This window comes from Streptomyces sp. H27-D2 (assembly GCF_035828615.1).
Classification (GTDB): domain Bacteria; phylum Actinomycetota; class Actinomycetes; order Streptomycetales; family Streptomycetaceae; genus Streptomyces.
Genome location: NZ_JAYMZR010000092.1, coordinates 17,073 through 28,011, shown reverse-complemented (window position 1 = coordinate 28,011; position 10,939 = coordinate 17,073). Strand labels below are relative to the sequence as shown.

Annotated in this window: 10 protein-coding genes; 4 read left to right on the top strand and 6 right to left on the bottom strand. The window is 70.5% G+C overall.

Annotation, left to right across the window (positions count from 1 at the left end):
• Positions 1–166: 166 nt before the first annotated feature.
• On the top strand, positions 167–1,036 hold the full coding sequence (locus QMK28_RS27500) for a helix-turn-helix domain-containing protein (protein ID WP_326442297.1): 870 nt from the start codon (positions 167–169) through the stop codon (positions 1,034–1,036).
• Between the two features lie 473 nt (positions 1,037–1,509).
• Complete coding sequence (locus tag QMK28_RS27495) at positions 1,510–2,355, top strand: lysozyme (protein ID WP_326442295.1); 846 nt, start codon at positions 1,510–1,512, stop codon at positions 2,353–2,355.
• A gap of 155 nt (positions 2,356–2,510) precedes the next feature.
• Here the strand turns inward: QMK28_RS27495 and QMK28_RS27490 are convergent, their stop codons facing one another.
• From QMK28_RS27490 to QMK28_RS27480, 3 genes are read right to left on the bottom strand one after another with little or no spacing between them, the layout of a single operon-like run.
• On the bottom strand, positions 2,511–2,732 hold the full coding sequence (locus tag QMK28_RS27490; protein WP_326442294.1) for a DUF397 domain-containing protein: 222 nt from the start codon (positions 2,730–2,732) through the stop codon (positions 2,511–2,513).
• The gene (locus tag QMK28_RS27485) at positions 2,708–3,193 is read right to left on the bottom strand and encodes a DUF5753 domain-containing protein (RefSeq protein WP_326442293.1); all 486 of its coding nucleotides are present in this window, start codon (positions 3,191–3,193) and stop codon (positions 2,708–2,710) included. The genes QMK28_RS27490 and QMK28_RS27485 overlap by 25 nt, the downstream gene beginning before the upstream one ends.
• Positions 3,141–3,563 (bottom strand): helix-turn-helix domain-containing protein, encoded by a 423-nt coding sequence (locus QMK28_RS27480; protein WP_326442292.1) that lies wholly within the window; start codon positions 3,561–3,563, stop codon positions 3,141–3,143. The genes QMK28_RS27485 and QMK28_RS27480 overlap by 53 nt, the downstream gene beginning before the upstream one ends.
• Before the next feature lie 115 nt (positions 3,564–3,678).
• On the opposite strand from QMK28_RS27480, the gene QMK28_RS27475 reads away from it, so the two are divergent.
• Positions 3,679–3,906: a hypothetical protein gene (locus QMK28_RS27475; RefSeq protein WP_326442291.1), complete on the top strand. Its 228-nt coding sequence runs from the start codon at positions 3,679–3,681 to the stop codon at positions 3,904–3,906.
• A gap of 263 nt (positions 3,907–4,169) precedes the next feature.
• Positions 4,170–6,194, top strand: a complete 2,025-nt coding sequence (locus tag QMK28_RS27470; RefSeq protein ID WP_326442290.1) for a translation factor GTPase family protein — start codon at positions 4,170–4,172, stop codon at positions 6,192–6,194.
• A 562-nt stretch (positions 6,195–6,756) separates the two neighbouring features.
• On the opposite strand, the gene QMK28_RS27465 is transcribed toward QMK28_RS27470, so the two are convergent.
• The 3 genes from QMK28_RS27465 to QMK28_RS27455 all read right to left on the bottom strand — a co-directional run bounded on the left by QMK28_RS27465 (position 6,757) and on the right by QMK28_RS27455 (position 10,796).
• On the bottom strand, positions 6,757–7,863 hold the full coding sequence (locus QMK28_RS27465) for a winged helix DNA-binding domain-containing protein (RefSeq protein ID WP_326442289.1): 1,107 nt from the start codon (positions 7,861–7,863) through the stop codon (positions 6,757–6,759).
• A gap of 90 nt (positions 7,864–7,953) precedes the next feature.
• Positions 7,954–9,282 (bottom strand): XdhC family protein, encoded by a 1,329-nt coding sequence (locus QMK28_RS27460; protein ID WP_326442299.1) that lies wholly within the window; start codon positions 9,280–9,282, stop codon positions 7,954–7,956.
• Positions 9,283–9,335: 53 nt separating this feature from the next.
• On the bottom strand, positions 9,336–10,796 hold the full coding sequence (locus tag QMK28_RS27455; RefSeq protein ID WP_326442288.1) for an NCS2 family permease: 1,461 nt from the start codon (positions 10,794–10,796) through the stop codon (positions 9,336–9,338).
• Between the last annotated feature and the right edge of the window lie 143 nt (positions 10,797–10,939).

Genomic DNA, 10,939 nt, shown 5'->3' with positions numbered 1-10,939 from the left:
CTGGAGAGTGCTTCTTTCTGTGCAGCCAACAGGACCCTAGACAAGTCCCATCGTTGCAGGTCAGAGGCACTCTCCGCTTATTTGATCAAGGCATGGACGAGCACGCTCATGAAAGCGCGAGGCTAGGGTGAGGTCGCGGCAAGGCTGTCGACGGGGGAGGGCCGCCATGCGCCAAGAGACCGTACCGGTCAGGGCCTGGGACGTCAGCTGCGCCGGACCGCACCCGCGGCTGCTGCCGGGAGTCCACGGGTACCGCGGGTTCCGGCTGCACCTCATCGGGCCGCGCCGACGGTTGGAGACGCCTGACGGGCTGGTCACGCTGCTGCTGACGTTCGCCGGAGGGCTGCGCATCTCTCCGGCCGGACCGGAGGGCGGCGGCGCCCGGCGGTTCGGCTCGCTGCTCGCCGGGCTGCACACGGAGGCTCGGGTCGGCGAGCACGACGGAGACCTGTACGGCATCGAGATCCTGCTCAAACCGTGGATGGCCTTCACCCTGTTCGGAATCTCCATGCATGAGCTGGCCGAAACCATCACCGAACCGTCCGAGGTCCTCGGCCCCCGGGCCGAACTGCTGACCGGCGCTCTCCAGGACCTCCCGGGCTGGCAGGACCGCTTCGCGCTGCTCGACCTCGTCCTCACGGAGTGGGCCGCGGCCGGCCCGGCCTGCTCGCCGCAGGTGGCGTGGGCCTGGGACATGCTGACCTCCACCCACGGCCTGACCCCCATCGGCCGACTGGCCGCGGGCGCCGGCTGGGGGCGTCGGCAGTTGGAGAGCCGGTTCCGCGAACAGATCGGGCTGACGCCCAAGGCGGCCTCACGGGTGCTGCGATTACAGCGAGCGGTGCGGATGCTGACGCAGCAGGGCAGGCCCTCCGACGTGGCCGCCGCCTGCGGCTTCAGCGATCAGGCGCACTTCTCCCGCGAGTTCAAGACGATGACCAGCCTCACTTCGCGGCACTTCCTCAAGTCGCGTACGACGGGGACGACCTGGGACCGGGTCGACGGCGCGCCCACCAGCGTCCTGCTGGCCGTGTGAAGTCACCGACCGCGTGAAGTCACCGTGAAGTCGCTGACCGCGTGAAGCTGCCGGCCGTGTGAAATTTCTTTCCGCGCTGCGCATTTCTTCAATACCCCCGGCGCACCGGCCTGACAGCATTTCACTGTTCCACCGGCTCCAGGGGTTCAAGGGCTTCAACGGGGGGTCGCGGAAACCACGGTCGATATCGCGCCACTGTCGGTATCGCGCCGTGGTCGCCGCAGCATGAGCCGCACTGGGCCGAACGGCCGTATCACTGGCACGAAGCGGAGAAATTCAACAATCAGTCGGCGGGGCGCATCACGAAATCCAGCGCATACGTTCGAGCGTCGGACGGGGGTACGGGCAGGGACGCTCCCGCCGGTCATTCTGCCCGACCAGCATGTCGTACAGACCATATAAGACCATATATAGGTAGATTCCGGGGCGTATACCCGCTGGCAATTGTCCATCGAGGCCCTCGGAGGCACGCGATGTCCCTGCGCAGATCCGGTCCGGCCCGCCGTACGTTTCCCGCCGCGGCCGGGATCCTCATCACTCTCCTCTCCACCCTCGCGGCGCCCGGTGCCGCCGGCGCCAACGCCACCGATGTGAGGGGGCCCGATCATCCCGAGAAGGACTGGATGGGCTCCACCATCCGCGCCCACGAGGGCGGCGACCGCGCCGACGCCCCGGCGCCCCGGGCGGCAGGCTCGTCCGTCGAAGGCGTGGACGTCTCCAGCCACAACGGCCGCGTCAAGTGGTCGACGCTGCGCAGAAGCGGAGTGCGGTTCGCCTACGTCAAGGCCACGGAGGGCACCAGCTACACCAATCCGTCCTTCACCCGGCAGTACAACGGCTCATACAAAACCGGGATGGTCCGCGGCGCGTACCACTTCGCGCTGCCGAACAACTCCAGCGGCGCAGCCCAGGCCAAGTATTTCGTGAAGCACGGCGGCGACTGGTCGGGCGACGGCAAGACACTGCCCGGCGCGCTCGACATGGAGTACAACCCGTACGGCGCAACCTGCTACGGCAAAAGCCCGAGCGCGATGGTGAGCTGGATCGGGGACTTCTTCAAGACCTACCGCGCGCACACCGGCCGGCACGCCGTCATCTACACCTCCGCCAACTGGTGGAAGCAGTGCACCCGCGACTCCGGCAGATTCGACGACACCAACCCCCTGTGGGTCCCGCGCTACGGCCCTTCCGTCGGCCAGTTGCCGGCGAAGTGGGACTTCCACACCATCTGGCAGTACAGGTCCAACGGCTCGGCCGTCGGTGACCGCAACCAGTTCAACGGCACCTACAGCCGACTCCGGGCACTCGCCCGCGGCTGACGGCCCGTGGACTGACCCGCCCGGGAGGGCATACGCGAGCGGGCCCCGGCATTCGCGCCGGGGCCCGCTCCGCGACGGCCGCGCCGCGCTGCCCGGCGCGGGGCCGGTCAGGCGCGGGGCCGGTCAGGCGCGGGGCCGGTCAGGCGCGGGGCCGGTCAGGCGCGGGGCCGGTCGGCCGCCGTCTTCACGTCGTCGACGAAGGCGGCCCATGCGGTGGCCGGGAAGAGCAGCGCGGGGCCGGTGGGGTTCTTGCTGTCACGGACGGGGACGAGGCCCGGGATGCCATCGACCACTTCGACGCAGTCGCCACCGGAAGGGTTGCTGCGGCTGCTCTTGCGCCAGACGGCGTTGGTCAGGTCGGGTCGCGCGGCGGGCATGGGTACCTGTCCTCCATCACCTTGCGGATGAAGTCCGCAGACACATCCGGGGGCAGTGCGTTGGCCTGCAAGAGATCGTAAGCGATGGCATATTGCTCGACCTCCCCCGGCACCTCCGCCAATGTGCCGGAGTTGATTCCTTCCAAGTACACCACCTGTCCGCCAGCCGGTAGCGTGCGGAGCGTCACCGAGCCTCCCATGCCTGGGTGTTCGCCCCGGTCGTACGGGAGGACCTGCACCGTGATGCGCGGCGTAGCAGCCATGGTGAGTACATGAGCAATCTGGTCCCGCGTGATCACCGGCCCGCCTACCGTCCGATGCAGGACTGCCTCGTCCAGTACGACCCACAACCATGGCGGAGTTGGGCCCCCGAGAATGGTCTGGCGCTCCATGCGAGCCGTCAGCTTCTCATCTAGGTCCCCCGCAGCCCCGCCGCTGTAGACCTGGCCAACACTGAGCATGGCGCGCGCGTACGCCTCGGTTCTGGAGCAGACCGGGGACGCTGTGCGCCATGTACTTGTGCATAGCGGTGGCCTTGGCCTCATACGTCACGAACTTCCGTGCCCAGTCCGGGATCGGGGTCCGCTTGATGTGCTCCCACAGGTCGGATAGGTCATTGTCCGCCCCGAGCAACGCGTCCAACGCATCGGACACGTCCTTCGGCGGCGTCTCGTTGCCCAGCTCGAACTGGGCGATGCGGCTGTGCGCGATGGGGACCTTGTCGCCCAGCTCCCGTTGCGTCCACCCCGCGCGCGTGCGGAGCTTGCGCAGCTTCACGCCGTACAGCGCGGCCAGGGACGTGGACGGGTCAAGGTCCTTCGGTGCGGGCACTGTTGCCCCCCGTTTTCGTTCCGGCGCTCCGAAAACTGTCACTGCTAGTAATCGTAGCCCTACGCCGCGATGCTCGTCAGTGGAAGGTGCAAGCAGCGAGAAAGGTTCGGCAGGTATGGGAACGACGGAGCGCAGAGCGGCGATTGAGAAGATCAGGGACGCGGAAGGGGCGCGGGACGAACTGAGCGCGGCCTTGACGGGGGTGGGTGTCCTGCTGCCGTCATTGGGGCTCGATGCCGTGTGCCTCGCCAGTGACTACCTGCCGCCGCTCGTGGACCTCGGGCGCTGCAAGCCGGGCGTCGCCCGGAAACTCGCGGCGGCCTTGCGGGGGTGCGCGTCGTGAGCGTCGTCGCGATCACGGTTGCCAGCGGCCGGTGAGGCCCGCCGGGCCGTGTTCCGGATGCAGCGTTTCCGGACCACGGCCGCTGGGCGGCAGTCCATCGCGTGGGAGCCCGCCCAGCGGCAGTCAAACCAGTTGCCTCCGGGGCCCGCCGTTTGCTGAACTGTCCGGCACCAGCCGATCCGACCCAGGAGTCACGATTATGTGCCGAGCTTTCATGTCCATCCAGGAGGTCAATACCACCTATCTCAAGGACATGACACTTCGTGCGAACGCTGAACCTGGGAATTCTGGCGCATGTTGACGCCGGCAAGACGAGCCTGACCGAGCGGCTGCTCCACACGGCCGGGGTCATCGGGGAGATCGGCAGCGTCGACGCCGGCAGCACCCGGACCGATTCCATGGCGCTGGAGCGACAGCGCGGCATCACCATCAAAACCGCCGTCGCCTCCTTCCTCATCGACGGCGTCACGGTCAACCTGATCGACACACCCGGCCACCCGGACTTCATCGCCGAGGTGGAACGCGTGTTGAGCGTGCTCGACGGCGCGGTGCTGGTCGTCTCCGCCGTGGAGGGCGTCCAGGCGCAGACCCGTGTGCTGATGCGGACGCTGCGGCGGCTGCGCATCCCCACCCTCGTCTTCGTGAACAAGATCGACCGTCGCGGCGCCCAGTACGAGCGCGTGCTGCGGGAGATCGCCGAGAAGCTGGCCGCCGCGAGCATCTCCATGGGCTCGGCCGGCGGGCTGGGCACCCGTAGTGCGTACACCGCGCCGTACACCGCCTCCGACGGCCCTTTCGCCTCCGGGCTGGTCGATCTGCTGGCCGACCGCGACGACGCGTTCCTCGCCGCGTACGTCGGCGACGAGACGGCGCTCCCGTACTCCCGGCTGCGCGGCGAACTCGCGGCGCAGACCGGGCGGGCGCTGGTGCATCCGGTGTTCGTCGGCTCGGCGATCACGGGGGCGGGCGTGGACGCGCTGATCGCCGGCGTCACCGAGCTGCTGCCCACGGCCGAAGGCGACGCCGACGGCCCGGTGTCGGGCAGCGTCTTCAAGGTCGAGCGCGGCCCGGCCGGGGAGAAGATCGCCTACGTCCGGATGTTCTCGGGAACGCTGCGCGTGCGGGACCGGCTGCGCTTGCGCGGGGACGAGGAAGGCAAGGTCACCGCGATCAGCGTCTTCGAGCGCGGCTCGGACCTGCCGTGTGACGCGGTCGTCGCGGGGCGGATCGGCAAGCTCTGGGGTCTCGGCGACGTCCGGATCGGCGACGCGATCGGCGAGCCGCGCACGGCGCCCTCGGACAGCCGGCATTTTCCGCCGCCGACGCTGGAGACGATCGTCGCCCCCTGCCAGCCCGCCGACAGGGGCGCGCTGCACCTCGCGCTCACCCAGCTCGCCGAGCAGGACCCGCTGATCAATCTGCGGCAGGACCCGGTCCGGCGGGAGACCTCCGTCTCGCTCTACGGCGAGGTGCAGAAGGAGGTCATCCAGGCGACCCTGGCGGACGACTTCGGCATCGACGTCACCTTCCGGGGGACGACCACCCTCCACGTGGAACGCCCGGTGGGCAGCGGCGAGGCCGCCGAGATCCTGCACGCCGATTCCAACCCCTTCCTCGCGACCGTCGGGCTGCGCGTCGAGCCGGCCCCGATCGACACCGGTGTGGAATTCCGGCTCGCGGTCGAGCTCGGGTCGATGCCGTTCGCGTTCTTCACAGCGGTCGAGGAGACCGTCAAGGAGACGCTGCGGCAAGGGATTCACGGATGGCAGGTCACCGACTGCACGGTGACCATGACGCGTTCCGGTTACGCGGCGCGGCAGAGCCATTCCCATGCCGTCTTCGACAAGAGCATGTCGAGCACCGCCGGGGACTTCCGCAACCTGACGCCCCTGGTGCTGATGAGCGCGCTGGAGCGGGCCGGGACCCGGGTCTACGAGCCGATGCACCGCTTCCGCCTCGACATCCCGGCGGAGTTGTTCGGGCCGGTGCTGCCCGTGCTGGCGCGGCTGCGTGCCGTGCCCCGGACGTCGACGGCGCGGGGCTCGTGGTACTTGGTGGAGGGTGAGATCCCGGCCGCTTCGGTGCATGACCTGGAGCGCCAACTGCCGTCGCTGACCAGCGGCGAGGGCGTGCTGGAGTGCGCCTTCGACCACTACCGGCCGGTCCACGGCACGGTCCCGGCCCGGCCGAGGTCGGACCACGATCCGCTCAACCGCGAGGAGTACCTGCTGCGCGTCGTACGGCGGGTCGGCGGCGGCCGGGAGGGCGTGGGCCGGGAGGGCGCGTGATCACGCGCCGGCGCCGGGCCCCCCGCGCCCGCGGCCCAAGCGCCGGGCCCCCGCCGCGCGCTGCCGAAGCTCGGCGCCGGCGGGCCCTGTAGCGCGGGCGGCGCCGGCCGCTTGGCGCTGCACGCGTCGCAAACGGTCCGGATCCAGCTGCGCTGCCGGTCGCCCAGGAACCGGGGGCGGCCGGCGGCTCCACAGCCTTCACAGGTCTTCTCCGAGGCGAGTTCCAACGCGTCGATGAGCGCGGCGGCGGCATCGGCCCACGCGCCGTCGAACTCGCCGTCGGCGTCGAACCGGTCGGCGACGTGAATCCGCAGGCCGCCGAACTGCGTGCCGAAGTCCTCGATCCGGTAGTCGGGAGCGAGGGCGAGAAGCCGGTGGTGAAGTTCGTCGAGCAGCGCTGACCAGCCGGGCCCGACGGATTGCTCCCAGGCGGGGATCTGAGGGGGCTGGTGGTCACCGGAGGAGGTCTGGTCCGTCATGGCTCCATCCTCGCGCGGGGGTATGACATTGCGGCGGGGCCGGGGCGCGGTACGGGAGCCACCGGCCGGTGGACGGGGTGTCCTCAATCGCCGGACAGGCTGAATTCAGTCCGGCCTTCTCCCCCGGCGGCAGCCGCCAGCGCCGTGCCCTCCGCGGAAAGCGCCTCGCGGTCCGCACGGGCGAGCCGGGCGAAAGGGGCGACCCGTACCGTCGTCGCGCCACGTTCGCGCTCGATCGTCCACGTGCCGGCGACGAAGCCGTCCAGCAGGATCGTGCCGCGCACCAGGCCGTTGACGGTGATGACCCGCGTCCGGTGCTCCTCGGCGAGGACACGGGTGCGGTCCGCGTGGGAGAGGAGCAGGTTGTCGAACTCGGCGACGAAGCGGGCGGGCGCCGGGGTGTCCGGGTCGGGGAGCGGGCCGTCCTGGACGTCGTACAGGACGCGGCCGTGCTCGTCCTGGAAGGTGCGCAGCTCGGGGCCCAGCCGCGCGACCACTTCGCGCAGGCCGGTCAGCCCGGACCACTTCTGCATGTCGGCGACGCTCGCCGGGCCGAAGGCCGCGAGGTAGCGGAGGAGCACCGGCTCCGGTGCGGGGGGCTCGGTCTGTGGGTGGCCGAGCCAGTCCTCGACGGTGGAGTACACCGGCCCCCCGCTCCTGCCCCAGACGCCGCGCGGCGGCAACTGCACCAGCGGGGCCCAGCAGCGCAGCGCGTGGACCAGCGACGCCGGGTCGGCGGCCGGCCAGCGCGGTCCCAGCTCGTCCCGCAGTTCCGCCGGTCCCCTGGGCCGTTCCGCGAGCAGCTTCCGGCCGGCCGCGACCAGTTCGTCCCGGTCGACTCCCGGCACGCCGGCGGCGAACTGGCTGTGCCGGAAGCCCTTTTCCAGCGCGGGCTGGACGACGGGCCGCAGCAGCAGCGCGTCGGCCGCGCCGACCAGGTGCACCGTCCCGCGCATGAGTGTGAGCCGTACCGCCGCGCGGCTCTCCATCAGCCCCGCCACGTCGTCGAAGGCGAAGTCCGCCAGCCGTGTCCAGAGGCCGATGTACGGGGCGCCGGGGGCCTGCGACTGCATGCCGACGAGGTGGTCGATCGCTTGCGCGGCGGTCAGCGTGGAGGACCGCTCCAGCAGGAGTTGGCGGTGGAGCAGCGCCCTGTTGAGTGCGCGGCGGCCGAGCACGGGGTTCGTCATGCCCATCACGCTACGACGCGTTGCGGACGGGTTCTGTCCGCAACCGGCGGGCGCTTCGGCCCCACCGAGGACGACGCTGCCGCCGACCCCTCAGGCCACCGAGCCGATGCGTCCGGCCAGCGGCGTGACGTCGTGGTGGATCGGGGTGTGCGCGCCGGTGAGGGCGACGCCGGTGCCGCCGCGGCGGTCGGCGACGATTTCGGCGGCGATGGACAGCGCCGTCTCCTCGGGCGTCCGGGCGCCGAGGTCGAGGCCGATCGGGGAGCGCAGCCGGGCCAGTTCGAGTTCGCTGACGCCGACCTCGCGCAGCCGGTCGAGGCGTTGCAGGTGGGTGCGGCGCGAGCCCATCGCGCCGACGTAGCCGACCGGCAGCTTCAACGCCCGTTCCAGCAGCGGCACGTCGAACTTGGCGTCGTGGGTGAGGACGCACAGCACGGTGCGGCCGTCGGTGTCGACGGTGTCGAGGTAGCGGTGCGGCCAGTCGACGACGATCTCGTCGGCGTCCGGGAAGCGGGCGGGGGTCGCGAAGACGGGGCGGGCGTCGCAGACGGTGACGTGGTAGCCGAGGAATTTGCCGACCCGGACCAGGGCCGCCGCGAAGTCGATCGCGCCGAAGACGATCATGCGGGGCGGCGGCACGCTCGACTCGATGAGGAGCGTCAGCGGCCGGCCGCACAGGGTGCCGTCCGCGCCGATCTCCAGGGTCGCGGTGCGCCCGGCGTCCAGCAGCGCGCGGGCCTCGCCGACGGCCGTGCGGTCCAGCGCAGGGTGGCCGCCGAGGCCGCCGAGGTACGTACCGTCGGGGCGGACCAGCAGGGCGCGGCCGAGCATGCCGGCCGGGCCGTCGATGATCCGCGCGACGGCCGCCGCCTCGCCTCTGGCGGCGGCGGTGAGCGCGGCGACGAGCGTCCGGGTGTTCCCGGGGGGCTCAGGGTTCCCGGGGGGCTCAGGGTTCCCGGGGGGCTCAGGGGTACTGGGGGGCTCAGGGGTACCGGTCGCGTCGGCCGCCGGGGTCTCCCCCAGGGCGTCGGCCGCCCGGGTGGCGTTCACCCGAGCGCCGCCCCCCGAGCCGGCGGTCGCCGAGCCGCCGTCCGCCGACGAGACGCTCGTAAGGAGTGGGGTGACGAGGATGTCGATGACTCCGCCGCAGGTCAGACCCACGGCGAAGGCGTCCTCGTCGCTGTATCCGAAGCGTTCGAGCACGGTCTCGCCGGTTTCGAGCGCCTGCCGGCACAGTTCGTACACCGCGCCCTCCACGCAGCCTCCGGAGACGGAGCCGATCGCTGTGCCTTCGGAGTCGACGGCCAGCGCCGCGCCGGGCTGCCGGGGCGCGCTTCCGTTCGTCGCCACGACTGTGGCGACGGCGAAGTCGCGTCCTTGCTCGCACCACCGGGTGAGTTCTTCGGCGATGTCCAGCACGGCGGTCACCTCTCCTTCAGGTTCTCAGGATCGCGTGGAGGGCACGGGCTGCGCTACTTGACGCCCAGCATGTGCTCGATGGGGTTGAGGGCGAAGTAGATGACGAAGACGGCCGTCAGCGCCCACATGAACGCGCCCGGCTCACGCCACTTGCCCTGTGCCGCCTTGATGGCGGTGTAGGCGATGACGCCCGCTCCGACACCCGCGGTGATGGAGTAGGTGAAGGGCATGATCACGACGGTCAGGAAGACCGGGATGGCGACCGCGCGGTCGCTCCAGTCGACGTGCTTGGCGTTCTGCATCATCATCGCGCCGATGACCACGAGCGCCGCGGAGGCGACCTGGCTCGGCACGATCTGGGTGAGCGGGGTGAAGAACAGGCAGGCCGCGAAGAACAGGCCGGTGACGGTCGCGGAGAGTCCCGTACGGGCCCCTTCGCCGACGCCGGTGGCCGATTCGATGAAGACGGTCTGGCCGGAGCCGCCGGCGATACCGCCGATCGCGCCGCCCGCGCCGTCGATGAACAGCGCCTTGCTCAGGCCGGGCATCCGGCCGCGCTCGTCGGCGAGCTTGGCCTCGGTGCCGACGCCGATGATGGTGGCCATCGCGTCGAAGAAGCCGGCCAGCACGAGGGTAAAGACGATCATGCCGACCGTCATCGCGCCGACCTTGTCCCAGCCGCCGAACTCGACCTGCCCGAAGAGGCCGAAGTCGGGGGTGGAGACCGCGCTGCCGTTGAGCTCCGGCGGCCGGCCGCTCCACACCTTCGGGTCGAGGTCGCCGACGGCGTTCACGATGACGGCGATGACCGTGCCGACCGCGATGCCGATGAGGATCGCGCCGGGGATGTTGCGGGCCTGGAGCATGAAGATCAGCAGCAGCGTGATGGCGAAGATCAGCACGGGCCAGCCGGAGAGCTGGCCGTTTATCCCGAGCGCGACCGGTGCGTCGACCGAGCCCATGTGCACGAAGCCCGCCTTGACCAGGCCGATCAGCGCGATGAAGGTGCCGATGCCCATGGTGATGGCGTGCTTGAGGGCGATCGGGATCGCGTTCATGATCAGTTCGCGGAGCCCGGTGACCACCAGCAGGCAGATGATCGCGCCGTAGATCACGCACATGCCCATGGCCTGCGGCCAGGTCGTGAACGGGGCGACCTGGGTCGAGAGCACCCCGGAGACGCTCAGCCCGGCGGCCAGCGCGAGCGGTACCTTGCCGAAGAAGCCCATCAGCAGGGTGGTGACGGCGGCGGCCAGCGCGGTGGCGGTGATCAGGCCGGGCTGGCTGAGGATGTCGCCGTTGACGTCTTTACCGCCCAGGATCAGCGGGTTGAGCAGCAGGATGTAACACATCGCCATGAAGGTGGTGATGCCGCCGCGCACCTCGCGCGGGATCGTGGATCCTCTGTCGGAAATGTGGAAATAGCGGTCGAGCCAAGACCGCCCGGCGGGCGGACGCGAGCCGGAGCCCGCGTCTTCCGCCGACGTCTTCGGCTCTACGGACGACTGGGTCATGGTGCCAACTCCCAAGGTTCACAGGGGCACTCGCATGACATCTACGAGATTTGGGTGGGCTGCACGACCCGGGGGACGGCCCGAGAGGGTGCTGAGGGTGTTCGCGCACGGCCGGCTGGGACCGGCTGCACGGTGGTGCGAAA